The following is a 3,882-nucleotide window of genomic DNA, read 5'->3' as shown; positions in this document are numbered from 1 at the left end:
ATTTCACTCAAACTATTGTGTTTATGGGAATTGATCAGGAAGTAGAAAATGAAAAGCCCACTGGTAGATTTGTAGTTTCTGCAAAGATTATTACATATTCCACTATTGAGGATGCAGAATTTATTGTTACTGATAGTAAGTTTGCAAATGTTTTAAGAAAGAATGTTAAGCCTTACAACGCACTTACCGTATGGGGAAAGATGGATGCTACTACTCAAATTGAAACAGTTGAAAGTGATGATGTTTGGGGCGAATCTAATGCTATGACAAAAGTAAGCGCACCAACAAAGAGAGAGTATATTATTACTGGTGCTGATCCTAATAGTGTGGATGCAACCATTTATACTAAAGATCTTATTGATGAGGCATTGGTTAAGATTATGAATGTTAAGAATGCTACTCAGGACTTTGGTGAAAGTGATAATGATGGTTGGGGAACTGCCAATTCTTTAAATTCTGGAAGTGACGATGATGATATGCCTTGGTAGGGAAGGCTATCTGGGATTATGTACCAATGAATTATTATAAAAATTTAGCAAATGTTATGAGCAAAATAAGAAAGGACTTAAAATAAATGGCAAAAGGTAGAATTGCAAAACAAGCAAAAACTAAGTTAAATATGATTATTTATGGGGCTTCTTTTAGTGGAAAGACGACCTTAGCATCTCAGTTAGCTTATTATAAAAGAGAAGATGGATCTCCATTTAGAGTATTATATATTGATGCTGAAACAGGTGGTTTAGATAGTTACCTGGATTTAATGGAAGCAAATGGAGTAAACCTTGGTAATATTTATATTCTTTATACACAGTCTTTGACAGAAGTAAGACAGTATATTGCAAAAGTAAAAAATAATGAAGATCTATATGAACTTGATGAAGATGGAAATGAAACTGATGAAATTGTTAAAGACGCCGAAGGGCTTCCATTTAGAGCAGATGCCATTGTAATTGATGGTGCTACAATTCTTAATTTAACTACTCAGTCTGGACTTGTTGAATTTAGTAAGAAGAGAAATAAAGTTAAAGCTGATAAGGATGGTCTTATTGGTGACGCAAGATTGGTAAAAATTGAAGGTGCTGGTCTTGAAATTAAGGACTGGAATACAATTAAGTTTAAAGGACAAGACCTTATTCTTGATTTAATGTCATCTGGCGTACACTGTATTACTACTTGCAGAGAAACAGATGAAAAAGAAAGTATTAGAACAGAAGATGGACAAATTGCATCTGTTAGCACTGGTAGAAAAATTCCTGATGGATTTAAAGGATTGGAATATAATACTAATACAGTATTAAGAACATTTATTGATCCAGAGACTAATCAAATCTGTGCGCAAGTTATTAAAGATAGAACTGGTGTACATTCTGTTGGAGAAATTATTGAAGATCCATCTTTACTTGATTGGCAAGTTGTACTTGATAGAAATAAAGGTAAAGAAAATTTCATATTAAAGAATGACCTTACTAAGGCAGTAGAAGTTGAACAAGAATTATATGCAAAAGAAGTTCTTGGAAGAGTTGGTGTTCCGGCAGAAGAAATTGAAACTAGTGAAAATAATAATGTTAGTACAGTAACGCCAGATTCACTTCGGGCTGAAATTAATGCTACTATTAAAGCTATGACACCAGTTCAGAAAACAGAAATGAAGAAAAAATTAACTGAAGCTGGACTTCCAACAGCATTTAAAGCAGTGACGGATATTGAAGTATTAAAAACCGTTTTATCTATTGTGAAACAATAATTATTTATCTATCAAATTTAAATTACAATAGGGGATATTTCCTCTATTGTAATTGATTATAAAGGAACAATATGGGGAAAAAACGTGACTTTAATGAAAGAACGTGTTCTGAATGTAAGAAAAAAATTGATTTTCAAAGAGGTTCATATGATAATGTAATATTTTTTGATGGTAAATATTATCACAAAGATTGTTTTATTTCAATGTGTGAAAGAAAATCATCTAAAAAAAATACATTGCCAAAATGGAAATATGCATTAAATAATTTGAATAACATTTCATTGGATACAAAAACAATGTTAGATGATTGTTATTATAGAGATGATATATGTAATTTTATATTGGAATTTTATGATTTGACTGTTATAACATCAAGAATATTTACAAAATTAGATGCTATTTATTCTGGTACATTTAAAGGATTATCAACAGGAATTCCTCCACATGATTTGTATGATATGTGGGTTAGAAAGAAAAATTATTTACTTAAAACAAAAGAAATTAATATTTCAAAAGGTAAAATTCTTTCACCAGAGCAACAAGTTATTTATGATTTATCAATATTGATAAATAAATATGACAGTTATCTTAAATGGAAAGAGCAGCAAAATATTCTTGCACGAACAAAAGAAACGGAATCAAAAATAATAGCAGATATAACCTTACATTCATCAATTTCAAATACAAATTTAAATAAAAATAATATTAAAAATGATGAAGATGATATAGATGCATTACTAGATGAATTATTTGACTAATATTTAATTAATAGGTGATGTTAATGGAAACACAAACCGAACTTAAACGACCAACTAATATTCAAAATGAAATGTGTTTTGTTGGTTCTTTATATAAACAACCAGATTTGTATGTTTCATATGGAAACTTTATGAGAAGTCAATATGATTTTTCAGATGAATGCACAAAATTTTTTTATGATATGTTTGAGTTAATGTATACTACATTTTCACAAACATTTGATGAAACGCAAATTAATATCTTTATGAGCCAGGATAAAGATAGATTAAAAACATATAAATCGTACAAAGGATATAAAACCATTTCTCAATGGGAAGAGCTTGCTAATGTAGAAAATTTTAAGAATTATTACAATATTGTAAAAAAATATTCATTAGTAAGGGAATATGAACGCAATGGATATCCAGTACAAAGAATATTAAACCATCCTAAATTTGATAGCTGGCTACCACAAGATATTTATAAAATCATTCGTTCAAAAGCAGATAAGATTAATACTGTAATTAGTGCAAGTGAAGAAAGTGTAATTTTGAATAGTGGTGTTGAAAAACAAGTACAAGGATTTTTAATTAAACCAGATATGGGCTTGACTTTGCCGTGGAAAATTTTAAGTGAATTATTTCGTGGACTTAGATTAGGTAAGGTTATATTTAATGGTTTTACATCTAATAGTGGTAAATCAAGAAATTTAATGTTGCTTATTTGTTATGTAGTATTTGTACATAATGAAAAGTTTTTACTTCTTAGCAACGAGATGGATGAAGCTGATTTAAGAAATTGTTTGATTACAACAGTATTAAATAACCCTTCATTTAAAAAATTACATGGTATAGAACGATATAAACCAGAACGGGAAATTGTTTTAGGTATTTATCATGATGATAACGGCCAGGTTATTAAAAGACAAGAAGATGAATTTGGTGAATTCATTGAATCAGAAGAAGATTATATTAAACGTGTAGAGGCTTCTTCACAAGAATATAGAGATGTAATGAAAGTAGCCCAATGGGTTGATGAAAAACGTAATGGTAAATTGTTTTTTAAGGATGTTGGTAATGATTATTCTGATGAAACATTAGAATTTGAATTTAGAAAACATAAAATGGTATATGGTGTAAATTATTGTGGTTATGATACTTTAAAAGGATATAGAACTGATGATTGGTCTACAATTAAACAAACTGCCACAAAGCTAAAAGAATTAATGAAAGAAATTCAAATGTTTTGTTGGTCAGTTTTCCAGTTGACAGATGATACCGTATTTACAAATTTATTTGAATTAAGCAGCAATAACATTGCAAACGCAAAACAGATTAAACATGTGGCTGACGCATTAATGATTGGTAAACAGATTGATAAAGAAGAATATCACAAATATC

At 29.3% G+C, this 3,882-nt stretch carries 4 protein-coding genes; all 4 read left to right on the top strand.

Translation table 11 applies throughout. The features are described from left to right. Positions 1 to 488, top strand: a 488-nt coding sequence (locus Q0K07_RS13110) for a hypothetical protein (RefSeq protein ID WP_294559807.1), incomplete at its 5' end; no start/stop codon positions are given. An 86-nt stretch (positions 489 to 574) separates the two neighbouring features. Beyond that, positions 575 to 1,744 carry an AAA family ATPase gene (locus Q0K07_RS13105; protein WP_294559806.1) on the top strand — a complete coding sequence of 390 codons (1,170 nt, stop codon included), beginning with the start codon at positions 575 to 577 and terminating at the stop codon, positions 1,742 to 1,744. Between the two features lie 71 nt (positions 1,745 to 1,815). Then, a complete protein-coding gene (locus tag Q0K07_RS13100; protein WP_294559805.1) occupies positions 1,816 to 2,502 on the top strand; it encodes a hypothetical protein in 687 nt (228 codons plus the stop codon). A gap of 23 nt (positions 2,503 to 2,525) precedes the next feature. Beyond that, positions 2,526 to 3,882 (top strand): hypothetical protein (locus Q0K07_RS13095; protein ID WP_294559804.1); only part of this gene is annotated, 1,357 nt, incomplete at its 3' end.

It is taken from the genome of uncultured Mailhella sp. (genome assembly GCF_944324615.1).
Taxonomy (GTDB): domain Bacteria; phylum Desulfobacterota; class Desulfovibrionia; order Desulfovibrionales; family Desulfovibrionaceae; genus Mailhella.
This window is presented reverse-complemented; position numbering and strand designations above follow the sequence as displayed.

Bases quoted from the DNA above. Each gene is read 5' to 3' on its own strand.
- Q0K07_RS13105 (WP_294559806.1), top strand. From the start codon at position 575: ATGGCAAAAGGTAGAATTGCAAAACAAGCAAAAACTAAGTTAAATATG.
- Q0K07_RS13100 (WP_294559805.1), top strand. From the start codon at position 1,816: ATGGGGAAAAAACGTGACTTTAATGAAAGAACGTGTTCTGAATGTAAG.